Genomic DNA, 12,728 nt, shown 5'->3' on the forward strand with positions numbered 1-12,728 from the left:
TAATATGAGTAAAGAAAAAGCTCTAGAATCAGCCTTATCACAAATTGAAAAACAATTTGGTAAAGGCTCTATCATGAGACTAGGCGATCAAGAAGCTGCTCATGATATTGATGTTATACCTTCAGGTATTATTGCTCTTGATGTTGCACTGGGAATAGGTGGATATCCAAAAGGTCGAATTATTGAGATATATGGACATGAGTCATCAGGTAAAACAACACTGACGCTTTTAGCTATTGCACAGTGCCAAAAGCAAGGTGGTACCGCAGCATTTGTTGATGCTGAGCATGCACTAGATCCAAAGTATGCAAAGCTTTTAGGTGTTGATGTTGATAATCTGATAGTGTCACAGCCGGATACGGGTGAACAAGCTTTAGAGATTGCTGATATGCTAGTACGTTCTGGGGGAGTTGATATTGTGGTAATTGACTCCGTTGCAGCACTTACGCCGAGAGCAGAAATTGAAGGTGACATGGGTGACTCACATATGGGCTTGCAAGCAAGGCTAATGTCACAAGCACTAAGAAAGCTTACGGCAAATATCAAGCGTTCAAATACTCTAGTAATATTCATTAACCAAATTCGTATGAAGATTGGGGTAATGTTTGGTAATCCTGAGACTACAACTGGTGGTAATGCTCTTAAGTTCTATTCATCAGTAAGGCTTGAAGTTAGAAAAGGCGGTAGTATTAAAGATGGTATTGATGTTAGTGGTAATGAAATAAAAGTTAAGATAGTCAAGAACAAAGTTGCACCACCTTTTAAACAAGCTGACTTTGAGCTTATTTATGGTGAGGGTATTTCTCTTGAAGCTGAGCTTATTGATTTAGGCGCTAAGTATAACATTATTGAGAAGTCTGGTGCTTGGTATAGCTATAAGGGTAAAAAGATTGGTCAAGGTAAAGAAAAGTCAAAAGAGTATTTAAAAGAAAATATAGCTGAGCGTGATGAAATTGAAAGAGCTATTTTAGAGCTTTTACTGCCAAGTAAATACGCTAATAAAGTTTCTGATGATAACTCTCAAAAAGACTCTAAAGCCAAGGCTAAAATAAATTCAGCAGCTACTCAAGATGAGCTTATCTAAAGAAAAAAACTATCTTCTTTATTTACTTGCAAAGCAAGATTATTCACGTAAACAACTTTTTGATAAACTTACTTTACGCAATAATATTTCTCTAATAGAGATTAATAGTCTTTTAGATGAATTTGAGCAAACGGGATGGTTGTGTGATGAAAGGTTTGCCGATGTTTTTATAAGTAATGAAATTGTCAAGCTTAGAGGTGAAAAACGCATTATAAACACGGCAGTTTATCAAAAAGGGTTATCGTTAGAATTAGTTGAAAGTTGTCTTGATAGTCAAGAAATAGACTGGTTTGAGTTATGTAGGCAATGTTTGGACAAAAAGTATAAAAATATTAATAAATTACACTTAGATTTTAAGCTTAGGCAAAAAGCTATCAATTACTTGGTATATAATGGTTTTAGCTTTGATGAGATAAATTTTGCTCTTAGTTTATCTAAGTAATTTGAAAAAGTGTTTTATTAATTTAGTTTGTAGTCTCTAGTAATAATTTTAAAGTTGTTTTCATAAAAAATAGTAAAAAATTATTTGAAAGACTTATAACAATAGCATTTTTCCTGTAAGCTGTAATATTAGTAGCTTTTAATAAATATAGGAGTAAAAAATGGCTAAAGGAACTGTAAACAAGGTTATTTTGCTAGGCAGATTAGGTAATGATCCAGAAGTTAGAACGACACAAAATGGTACTGTTGTAGCAACTTTGAGTATCGCAACTAACGATGGTATGGGCGAGAATATAACTACAGAGTGGCATAGGGTTGTTATATTTGGTAAATCTGCCGAAGCTATCCAAAGGTATGCAAATAAGGGTACGCAGATTTTTGTCGAAGGCCGATTACGCACAAATAAGTGGCAAGATAAAAATGGTAATATGCAATATACAACTGAAGTAGTTGCGAGTAATTTTCAATTTATCGGTGGTGGTAGTTCTCAAGGCGGGGCTAATAACCAAAATACACCAAACTTTAATCAGCAACCGAATAATAATTTTAACCAAAGCCATCAGCAACCATCAAGACAAGATAATATGCCTGATTTTGCTGAAATTAATTCATCCAATTTTGATGATGATATCCCATTTTAAAAATCTAAAATTAAACTGTATTTCTATAAATTTAAAAATTCTTAATAGCTTAAAATCTCAGTGTTGTAACACACTAAGCACGTTATATAAAGGTTATTGTTTAAGCTTACTTTGGCAAGTATAACAAAACAAAGGTAAGCTAATATTTTGATAGTGTTCTAAAATAACTACAAAAACCTTAATCAAATTTACTATACTAAATTTTTTGTAATTTATTATGAGTTACTCTTATCTCACGTAGTCCTTGTTGTGTAAGAATATCTTTGATTTTTGTTAGTATCTGCTTTTTAATTTCATCATTAGCTATATCAAAGACTATAGTTCCTGATGAATGATTAATGCTAGCGCTATATGAGTGTAGTTGACTAGATAGAAGACTGTCATTAAAAAGTTTTTTGCCTAGTTTTATATATTCTTTATGCTGGAAGTTAGATTCTTTAACAGTATTAACCGTGATACTAAGCTGATCTTTGTTTGAGCAAGCAAAAGCATTAATACTAATACTAATACAAATTAAGTATGACTAGTAGTACGTGTTTCATGATATCTTAATTTTACTTATGTAATGATGGCAACTATAATACTAACTTTTGTTATAAAGTGTAATGTTTTTAAAACTAAATATGAAATAAATAAAAGTTTGACGTCTAAAGATTGCCTAATATGATATTGCGATTTACAAGCTGATTTTACTGCTATTAGAACTAATCTTAAAAACACAGCATACTATGCTGTTACTGTAATTTATCTTATTATATAATGTAGATATCTCTTTATATATATTTCTGATTTTTAATTATGTCAAATATTTTGGTTTTAAACTGCGGCAGTTCTTCAGTTAAGTTTGCACTTATAAATCCACGTACTTCACAATCCTTAGTTACAGGTCTTGCAGAAAATATCGCTACTAAAAATTGTAAAGTAGTTTTTAAAGCTGAGTATAAAATTGAAAAGTACCTTGAGAATGGTAGTTACAAAGATGTATTTGAAATGCTCAAAGATTTTTTGGTAGAAAATAGATATTTAGAAAAGATAGTTGCAATTGGCCATAGGGTAGTTCATGGAGGTCAGTATTTTTCTAAATCAGTAGTGATAAATGCTGATTCATTAGAAAAAATAAAAGAGTGTATTGCCTTAGCACCATTACATAATCCAGCGCATATTGAGGGTATAAGATTTTGTCAGCAAATATTTCCAGAATTACCTCAGGTAGCTGTGTTTGATACTGCATTTCATCAGACTATGACAAGCTATATAGCAGAGTATGCAATACCTTATGAGTTTACACACAAGCATAATATTCGTAAATACGGCGCACATGGCACTTCACATAAGTATGTCTCACAGCAGGCAGCAAAGATCCTAGCTCAACAAAAAGCTAATGTTATAGTTGCACATTTGGGTAATGGTTGTAGTATTACAGCTGTTGTTGATGGTAAAAGTATTGATACTAGTATGGGGCTTACTCCTCTAGATGGACTTGTTATGGGAACACGCTCAGGCTGTATAGACCCTAGTGTTTTTTCGTATATATCCAATAATCTTGGTTGGAGTGTTGAAGATATTACAAATATGCTAAACAAGCAAAGTGGTCTATTAGGTATTTGCGGACATAATGATATGCGCGAAGTTTCTCAACTTGCTGCAAAAGGAGATAGTCTAGCGAAGTTGGCTATAGAGATCTTCTGTCATAGAGTAGCAAAGTTTGTAGCTAGTTATATGATTTATTTTAATAAATTAGATGCTTTAGTATTTACAGGAGGTATTGGTGAGAATGCTGCTAATATCCGCGAGAATGTTATCTCTAAGCTAACAAATCTTGGTTTTGCGATAGATCGTCAAAAAAACACTAATTCAGAGACATTCATAAACAACAAAAATAGCTATACTATAATGATAATAGCAACTAATGAAGAGCTTATGATTGCTCAAGAAACACAAAATTTAATATAAGAGTTTGTTATGAAAAAATCTATATTTATCCTGCCAACTTCAAAACATACCGGTTTACGTTTATTAGCAAGTAGTATGGTATACGCATTACAGCAAAAAGGACTAAGGGTTAGTTCATTTCATCCTATTTATGATATGCAGATGAGTATAGAGAATATACAGGAGTATTTGCTTAATAATCGTGTTAAGGATTATGTTGAGATTGTTTTAGATAAGTTTTATCAAAAATCACAAGACTTTGATTTTATAATAATCTCTGGTTTATTTAGACAGGGTAATAATGCTCACAAACTATATCCAATAAATGCTATTGTTGATGAGCTAAATATAGAAATTATTAAAGCTTTAAGTTCAGAAATAATTATAACTTCATATCATGGTAACAAGCCATTAATCGATATCAATGATGAGCTAGATTATGCAATGCGTAGTTTACCAAAACAAATTAATATTATTGGTGCTGTAATCACTAAATTAAATGCTCCATACGATGATGATGGCAGAGTAAGCTTTAGTTTAACAGATGAGGATATTTCATCAGAGCAACAGCAACAAGTAACTGTAAATATGCTTGGGGAATTACCAGTCTTTGCACAAAAAGGTTTAAATCTAATAGGTGTTGTAGAATGGCAGCAAGAAAAAACTTCACCAAGAATATTAGATATTAAAAATATTCTTAAATTAAATCTTATCTCAAAAGTAAGCTTAGAGGCGCGTGTTGATAGGGTTATGATGTGCTCAAGAGGCGTTGATAACTTTATCAATGATTTAACGCCAAATTCTTTAGTGATAACATCTGCGGATAGATCTGATATTCTTGTGACAGTATGCTTAGCTGCAAAAAATGGTATGAAAATTGCTGGAATTTTGCTAACTGCCGAAGAGTATCTTAATGATAAGGTCAGAGAGCTTTGTGTTGAAACAGCTGAAAAAGTTGGTCTAGCAATTCTTACTACTAAGAATAAAAGTGTCAAAACTATTTTACGAATTGCTGATATTGATTTGATGGGTATACCGCTTGATGATAAAGAGCGTATTCTGCAAGTCAAAGATGTTATTTGTAATTCATTAGATAGAGATAAAATAATTAGTGCTATTACAACAGATGTGCTTGGGCATCAAGTGATGTCGCCACCGGCATTTAGATATCATCTACTGAAAATGGCAACAAAAGCTAAAAAGAGAATTATCTTACCTGAGAGCTATGAGCCAAGAACCTTACAAGCTGCAAAAAACTGTTATGAGCAAGATCTGGCCGAATGTGTGCTTATAGGAGATAGAGATAAAATCCATAAAGTAGCAGAAATGAATGGCTTTTGCCTTCCTAAAGATATACAAGTTGTTAATATTGATGATCAAGCTGAGACAAAATATCTAAATACCTTAATGGGCCTTAGAAAACATAAAGGTCTATCTGAAAGTATGGCTCGAGATGCTCTTAAAAACCCTATAGTAGTAGCAACACTTATGCTTTATCTTGGTGAAGTTGATGGACTAGTTTCAGGTGCTGAGCATACTACAGCAGATGTACTTAGGCCAGCACTACAGCTAATTAAGACTAAGCCAACTTCTTCGTTGGTATCATCAGTATTTTTTATGTGTATGCCTGATCAAGTGATAGTATTTGGTGACTGTGCTGTAAATCAAGATCCTTCGGCTGAGCAGTTAGTTGATATAGCTATACAAAGTGCTGAATCTGCCAAGAAATTTGGTATTGAACCGCGTGTCGCGATGATTAGCTATAGTACAGGATCATCAGGCTCAGGTGTGCAAGTTGAAAAAGTACGTACAGCTACAGAATTACTTAGAAAAAAAGCTCCAGATTTACTAGTTGATGGTCCACTTCAATATGATGCTGCGATGATTGAAAGTGTCGCTAAGAAGAAAGCTCCAGATAGTCAAGTTGCAGGTAGGGCAACTGTATTAATCTTCCCAGATTTAAATACTGGTAATACAGTATATAAAGCAGTCCAAAGAAGTGCTAATGTTTTAAGTATAGGACCAGTATTGCAAGGTATCAATAAACCTGTAAATGACCTTTCAAGAGGCGCGACAGTTGATGATATAACATATACAATTGCAATTACAGCTATTCAGGCAATATAAATTTAGAGGTATTTATGTCTAATAATCTTTTAAACAAAGTAATAAGTAAATATTCTTTTGCTGGTAATAGAAGCTTTAGAGTAATTAACCCTGCGACTAACGAAGTTATATGTAGCCTTGAGCAAAAATCAGCCGAATATGTTGAAGATAGTATTTTGGTTTCAAAACACGCTCAAAATGCCTTTAGGAATAAACTTGCTGCTGAAAAATCAAAGCTTTTGGCTAGGTGGTATGATTTAGTTATAAGTAATATTGATGACTTAGCAGAAATTATCACCTTAGAAAGTGGCAAGCCATTAGCTGAGGCAAAAGTCGAAGTTCAATATGGTGCAAATTTTATTCAATGGTACGCTGAGAAAGCCAAAAGAATAGACTCACGCGTTTTTGATCCTAATATTAGTAATGCTGAGGGTAGGGTGGATTATTATCCTGTTGGTGTGGTTGCAGCAATTACTCCTTGGAACTTCCCATTTGCGATGATTACGCGTAAAGCTGCTCCAGCGTTAGCTGCCGGTTGTAGTGTCATACTTAAGCCATCAGAGCTAACTCCTCTTACAGCACTTGCAGCTAGAGAGCTTTTTATCACTAGTGGAGCTGATGAGAATCTTTTGCAGGTAATTTGTGGTGATTCAAGTGTTATCGGTAAAGAACTACAAAAGAGTAGCTTAGTCAGAAAAATAACTTTTACAGGCTCTACAAGAGTTGGTAAGATGTTAATGCAACAAGCAGCAGAAACTGTCAAAAAGATTTCATTAGAGCTAGGTGGTAATGCGCCATTTATAGTCTTTGAGAGTGCTAATTTAGAAAAAGCTGTTGAGGGTCTTATTGCAGCTAAAATTAGAAATGCTGGTCAGGTATGCATAGCACCAAATCGAATCTTTGTGCATAACTCTATCAATAAAGAATTTATCATGGTATTAAAAGCCTCGCTTATAAAACTTAAACAAGGTAATGGTTTAGATAATGATGTAAAAATAGGTCCTTTAATTAATAAGGCTGCGGTTGAGAAAGTCCAACAGCATGTAGATGATGCTTTAGCAAAAGGAGCTAAGTTAGTATGTGGTGGTAGAATAAACCCAGAACTAGGTGGAAACTTCTATGAAGCTACTATTTTAGCTAATATGCAAGATACCATGATTGCAAGTTCTGAAGAAACTTTTGGTCCTATTATCGCTATTTTTGGCTTTGATTCTGAGGATGAGGTTATCCAGCGAGCAAATAATACTAAATATGGCTTAGCAAGTTATTTCTTTAGTAATGATATTAATCAAATCAGAAGAGTTAGAAATGCTTTAGCATATGGTATGGTTGGTATAAACACCGGGTCAATATCAAATGAAAAAGCACCTTTTGGGGGTATCAAAGAGTCGGGACTTGGTAGAGAGGGATCTGATGATGGTATTTATGAGTTTCTTGAAGCTAAGTATAGTTTGCAGGTTTTTGGTTAGTTAGTTAAATTAATAAATTTATTTAAGGAATTATCTTGCGTATTAAGTCAGTAATTATCTCAAGTATTGGCAGTACTTTTGAGACTTTTGATTTTCATATATTTGGTTTATTTGCTTTGCAGATATCGATGTCGTTATTACATAAAGATTCTTTTAACAGTTCACTTATCTTGATTTTTGCTATTTTCGGTGCAGGTTATTTTGCTAGACCTTTGGGAGCTGTATTTTGGGGTAATCTTGGTGATAAATATGGTCGTACCGTACCATTTAAGTGGACAGTTATTCTAATAGGTGTAGCGTCTTTAGTAATAGCTGTATTGCCAAGTAGTAGTGTTATTGGTGTATTTTCGCCATTGATATTAGCAGCTTGCCGTTTAATTCAAGGCTTTTCATTTGGAGGTGAGCTAATTGCTGCAGTTTTATTAGTCTATGAGCAGCCGGCAAAGAGTAGAAGTTTCTATACTTCAGTAGTTATTTTTTGTGCAACTTTTGGGATGATCTTAGCGTCAATAGTTTACTATCTTCTAAGCCTTGTACTTACTACAGAGCAGTTTTTTGCCTTTAGCTGGCGTTTGGCATTTGCTTTTGGCGGCATTGCTGTATTAGTGAGCTATTTTTGGCGTGCTTCAATTCAAGAAACATTAGTTACTGAGTTTACTGGTAAGCGTAGCTTTGTTGCTTTAGAGCTACTAAAAACCAATATTAGATTACTCTTGCGTTGCGTTTTAACTGCTGCAGCTACAGCAATATTTCTCTCGATGTTTATAGTGTTTTTACCAACATTTTGCCAGAAAGGTCTTGGTTTTGATAAAGTTACAACATCTGTGTATGTTTTAGTAACTATAGTAACTTATGCAGTCTCAGCTTTAGCTGGTGGCTACCTTGGTGATATTATTGGTAATAAAAAGACACAAGCGCTAGGTATAATTTTAGCGATAATTATACTTATACCACTAGCTATATCATTATTAGCAAAGTCTTCTGTGGCTTTACTATTTATAGTGTTATTTGCAATTGTGAATGGTTTGATAAATGCAAACTATATGATTGTTGTCTTAAATAGATTTAATAAATCACAGAGATTTAGTGGCTTAGCTATTACGCAGAATATTTCAATGGCTATATTTATGGGGGTTTTACCTGTATTATGTGCCTATTTAGTCGCTGATTTGAAAATCCTATCAGCACCATTTTATATTTTGTTTGTTCTATATATTGTAGCTTTGATGTCGTTGTTTGATTAGAATTTGATAGTTTTTGCTTGTACCATCAGTATTTTAACTTAGATATATAGCTTTAACTTAATTTGTTTGCTTGCTTGTTAATATTTGTGCTTAGTCTTCTTTGTCATTTCCTGCTATAATAACGTGATTAATTTTATCTATTTAAATTATTATAAAAATTTTAAAGGGTTAGTTTGGATATGAGAACACATTATAGTTCAGATATTAATGAAAAATTGCAAGGGCAAAAAGTCACAGTATGCGGTTGGGTTCATCGTCGTAGAGATCATGGCGGTGTTATTTTCTTAGATATTAGAGATAGAACAGGTTTAGTACAATTAGTTTTTAATCCTGATAATGACAATTTTAGAGTTGCTGATAGTTTAAGATCTGAATTTGTGATTAAAGCTGAAGGTGTTGTTAACTTAAGACCAGAAGGTCAAGAAAACAAAAATATTGTCAGTGGTAAAGTTGAGATAATTGGTGATAGTATAGAGGTTATTAATAAATCTAAAACTATTCCATTTCAGTTAGATGATTTCCAATCAACAGGCGAAGATGTCAAGCTTAAGTATCGTTATATTGATCTGCGTCGTCCAGAAATGCAACATAAGTTAATTACGCGTTCAAAGGCGATTAGATATGTTCGTAACTTTCTAGATAATAATGGGTTTTTAGATATTGAAACACCGTTTTTAACAAAAGCAACACCAGAGGGCGCAAGAGACTATCTTGTGCCTAGTCGTAATTTTAATGGTAAATTTTATGCGTTGCCGCAATCACCACAACTTTTTAAGCAGCTATTGATGGTTTCAGGTTTTGATAGGTATTATCAAATTGTTAAATGTTTCCGTGATGAAGATTTAAGAGCGGATAGACAGCCAGAATTTACCCAGATAGATATTGAGGCTTCATTTATCGATGAGGCTTTTATTATGTTGACTATGGAGAGAATGATAGCGGGGCTTTTCAAAGAAACTATCGGTGTTGAGTTTACAACTCCTTTCCAAGTAATGACTTTTGCTGATGCTATTGATAAGTATGGTTCAGATAAACCTGATCTAAGAATTCCACTTGAGTTTGTGAATATCAAAGAAGATATGCAAAACGAAGAGTTTAAGGTATTTTCAGGTCCAGCAAATGATCCACAATCACGAGTTATTGCAATGAGAATTCCTGGCGGTAATGACAAACTTACGCGTAAGATGATCGATGAGTATACTAAGTTTGTTGGTATCTATGGCGCTAAAGGTCTTGCATATATCAAGATTAATTCATTATCACAAGGCAAAGATGGCTTACAGTCACCAATTGTAAAAAATATCTCCGAAGAAACCTTGTTCAAAGTAATTGAGAAAACTAGCGCTAAAGAAGGTGATTTATTATTCTTTGGTGCTGGTAAGGCTAAGATTGTAAATGATTCAATGGGTGCATTAAGAGCTAAGATTGGTGAAGATCTTGATCTATTTGATAAAGATTGGGCGCCTTTATGGGTTGTTGATTTCCCAATGTTTGAGAAAGATGATAATCGTTTATATGCAATGCATCATCCATTTACAGCTCCAAAGGTTAGCTCAGTTGAAGAATTAGAGCGTAGTAATCCAGAAGAATTAAGTTCAAGAGCATACGATATGGTTATTAATGGTTATGAAGTAGGTGGTGGATCAATCCGTATTCATAAACAAGATATCCAGGCGAAAGTATTTAATTTATTGGGTATTTCTGATGAAGAAGCGCGCGAGAAGTTTGGATTTATGCTTGATGCTTTATCATATGGTACACCTATCCATGGAGGTATAGCTTTTGGCGTTGATAGACTTATTATGCTACTTACAGGAACTACAAATATCCGTGATGTAATAGCTTTTCCTAAGACACAGACTGCAAGCTGTTTAATGACAGAGGCACCTTCAACAGTTTCTTTAGAGCAGCTTAATGAGCTTGGTATAGCTGTTAAGAAAGAAGAAAGCAAATAGCAAATTAATATTTGTGTTACTGCTTTAACTTAAAATTTTTAATAATATAAATCACTCTAATAATTCTTTTATAAATACTAAAATGTATAATAAATCTATACTTATTATTTATATTATTTATTTGAGAGTGAATCATGAATATAGTACAAGTCTGTCCCGCAATTATTCCAGTTAATAATTATGGCGGCACAGAAAGGGTCATCTATTGGCTATCTGGAGCTTTAGCTGAATTAGGGCATCAGGTTTTATTGATAGCACCAAAAGGAAGTTATCATGAAAATACTAATGTCAAAATTATTGAGTGTGAAAATTTTAGTAATATAGCTAAATTAATACCACAAAATGCAGATATAGTTCATATTCATGATATGAATTATATAAATCAAGTAAAATCATTTAAGTGGTTATTAACGATACATGGCAATGATAAAAGAGCAGTTTTTAATAATCAATATCCTGAAAATATCGTTGGAGTCAGTAGAAATCATGCAATTGCTCATAACCTTAGACACTATGTATACAACGGAGTAGACTCAAAAGAGTTTATCTTTAATCCAGATAAGCAAGATCATTTTTTGTTTTTTTCTAAAGTATCTTATCGTGCAAAAGGAGTCGATCAGGCAATCAAAGTTTGCTGCAAGAGCAGTACTAAGTTAGAAATATATGGTGGTAATAGGAAAAAATTACTTAGAAATCCCAAATCATTTTTATTGAGTTTCAAAAAAAATATAAATATCAGGGGTTATGCAACTGGTCAAAAGAAGGCACAAGTATTCTCTCAAGCTAAAGCTTTATTATTTCCAATACAGTGGTCAGAGCCATTTGGGCTAGTAATGGTTGAGGCAATGATGAGTGGAACTCCTGTTATCGCTTTAAATAGAGGCTCTGTATCGGAAGTTGTTAATTTTGAATCAGGCTTTGTAGTTAATTATTTAGAACAAATGATAGATGCAATCAAGAAAATTGATACAATTGATCCATATAAATGTAGACAGTATGCGATAGATAACTTTGACATAGCTGTTTGCGCTAAAAATTATCTTCAACACTATCAAAGAGTTATTACAGTTACTAGTTAATTCTATTTCATATCTCTTATAAACAAGATATAAGCTTTGCTATTTTCTTTAAAAGTTATTGAGAGGATAAAAAGAGCTTTTATATAGATTAGTTGATATCTTTATAAGTACTTAGTTTTAGTTGTTAGAGAATATTAGGATTTAGTAGGTAGAAAACAAAATAAAGTAGTATTAAGATTAATTCAACAAATTACTCAAATGAGAAAATCTTAATTTGAAAAAGAATAACAACTCATTGGATTTACCTAAGTATTTATAGTTATATTTAATAAGGGGAGCGATTTTGGTCATTAAAACTCCTTCAAGATCTGAAAAAAATCTATTAATTTCAGTAGGTCTAGTTTTAAGAATAAAATCATTTATTGTATATTCAAGTTCTTTTTGATTACTCCTAGTTATTGCTTTATTTCGAAATTGACTCATCATCATATGTGAAGTAACCGTTGACGGTCTTCCAAGGCGTATTTTATGGCCTAATTCTAAGATTCTTGAATTTGCTTTAACAGGACTAAAACGCATTGATTCTAAAAGAAGAAATAAACTAGACATAGATTTTTTTTTAAGTAATTCTTGAAAATTCTGCGAGACCTCTGTCATAAACTTTGCATATTTTAAAGTATCCCAAAAACTTACAATATAATCGTGATCTATTTTGGTATAATAACGTTTTCCATTAAATAGTCCTGTACCAAAATTACAGATATGAAAATCATTTTCTATTAACACGCAAACATAAAATAAAATTTGTATTAGTCCAGGGTAATCTTTTTGATCTCC

Annotated in this window: 10 protein-coding genes; 9 read left to right on the forward strand and 1 reads right to left on the reverse strand. The window is 32.9% G+C overall.

Translation table 11 applies throughout. From position 1 onward, the window contains the following. The first annotated feature begins 4 nt into the window (after positions 1-4). From recA to FSC454_RS00570, 9 genes are all read left to right on the forward strand, one after another. Complete coding sequence (gene recA, locus FSC454_RS00525; protein WP_066045082.1) at positions 5-1,084, forward strand: recombinase RecA; 1,080 nt, start codon at positions 5-7, stop codon at positions 1,082-1,084. Then, the gene (locus FSC454_RS00530; RefSeq protein ID WP_066045081.1) at positions 1,071-1,526 is read left to right on the forward strand and encodes a regulatory protein RecX; all 456 of its coding nucleotides are present in this window, start codon (positions 1,071-1,073) and stop codon (positions 1,524-1,526) included. The genes recA and FSC454_RS00530 overlap by 14 nt, the downstream gene beginning before the upstream one ends. Positions 1,527-1,686: 160 nt before the next feature. Then, on the forward strand, positions 1,687-2,166 hold the full coding sequence (locus tag FSC454_RS00535; RefSeq protein WP_014547445.1) for a single-stranded DNA-binding protein: 480 nt from the start codon (positions 1,687-1,689) through the stop codon (positions 2,164-2,166). A gap of 798 nt (positions 2,167-2,964) precedes the next feature. Then, a complete protein-coding gene (locus tag FSC454_RS00545; RefSeq protein WP_066045079.1) occupies positions 2,965-4,119 on the forward strand; it encodes an acetate/propionate family kinase in 1,155 nt (384 codons plus the stop codon). A gap of 9 nt (positions 4,120-4,128) precedes the next feature. Then, positions 4,129-6,225 carry a phosphate acetyltransferase gene (pta, locus tag FSC454_RS00550; RefSeq protein ID WP_066045078.1) on the forward strand — a complete coding sequence of 699 codons (2,097 nt, stop codon included), beginning with the start codon at positions 4,129-4,131 and terminating at the stop codon, positions 6,223-6,225. A 14-nt stretch (positions 6,226-6,239) separates the two neighbouring features. Beyond that, positions 6,240-7,673 (forward strand): NAD-dependent succinate-semialdehyde dehydrogenase, encoded by a 1,434-nt coding sequence (locus FSC454_RS00555; protein WP_066045075.1) that lies wholly within the window; start codon positions 6,240-6,242, stop codon positions 7,671-7,673. A gap of 35 nt (positions 7,674-7,708) precedes the next feature. Then, positions 7,709-8,917: an MFS transporter gene (locus FSC454_RS00560; protein WP_066045073.1), complete on the forward strand. Its 1,209-nt coding sequence runs from the start codon at positions 7,709-7,711 to the stop codon at positions 8,915-8,917. A gap of 179 nt (positions 8,918-9,096) precedes the next feature. Then, entirely contained in the window at positions 9,097-10,872 is a 1,776-nt protein-coding gene (aspS, locus tag FSC454_RS00565) for an aspartate--tRNA ligase (RefSeq protein ID WP_066045071.1), read from the forward strand. Between the two features lie 134 nt (positions 10,873-11,006). Further along, on the forward strand, positions 11,007-11,951 hold the full coding sequence (locus FSC454_RS00570; RefSeq protein ID WP_066045070.1) for a glycosyltransferase family 4 protein: 945 nt from the start codon (positions 11,007-11,009) through the stop codon (positions 11,949-11,951). Between the two features lie 177 nt (positions 11,952-12,128). Here the strand turns inward: FSC454_RS00570 and FSC454_RS10165 are convergent, their stop codons facing one another. Further along, on the reverse strand, positions 12,129-12,500 hold the full coding sequence (locus tag FSC454_RS10165) for a hypothetical protein (RefSeq protein ID WP_044247125.1): 372 nt from the start codon (positions 12,498-12,500) through the stop codon (positions 12,129-12,131). Positions 12,501-12,728: the final 228 nt, after the last annotated feature.

It is taken from the genome of Francisella hispaniensis FSC454, from assembly GCF_001885235.1.
In the GTDB taxonomy this organism is placed as follows: Bacteria; Pseudomonadota; Gammaproteobacteria; order Francisellales; family Francisellaceae; genus Francisella; species Francisella hispaniensis.